Genomic DNA, 214 nt, shown 5'->3' with positions numbered 1-214 from the left:
TGGAGTGGGTGCTGCCCTACGTCTTCGGTACGGTCTGGGCCGCGGTGCTCGCCCTGGCCATGGCCGTCCCGGTCGCTATCGGGATCGCGCTGTTCATCTCGCACTACGCGCCCCGCAGGCTCGCGCAGCCGCTCGGCTACGTGATCGACCTGCTCGCCGCAGTGCCCTCAGTGGTGTTCGGCCTGTGGGGCTCGCTGATGCTCGCCCCCGCCGA

1 pseudogene is annotated in these 214 nt (G+C 70.6%); it reads left to right on the top strand.

Annotation, left to right across the window (positions count from 1 at the left end):
• A pseudogene (locus tag BN358_RS11795) lies at positions 1-214 on the top strand (phosphate ABC transporter permease subunit PstC); the annotation flags it as partial.

The sequence above is a fragment of the Sedimentibacter sp. B4 genome (assembly GCF_000309315.1).
GTDB classification, from domain to species: domain Bacteria; phylum Bacillota; class Clostridia; order Tissierellales; family Sedimentibacteraceae; genus Sedimentibacter; species Sedimentibacter saalensis.
The sequence above is the reverse complement of the archived record's forward strand: the minus strand, read 5'-3'. Positions and strand labels throughout refer to the sequence as shown.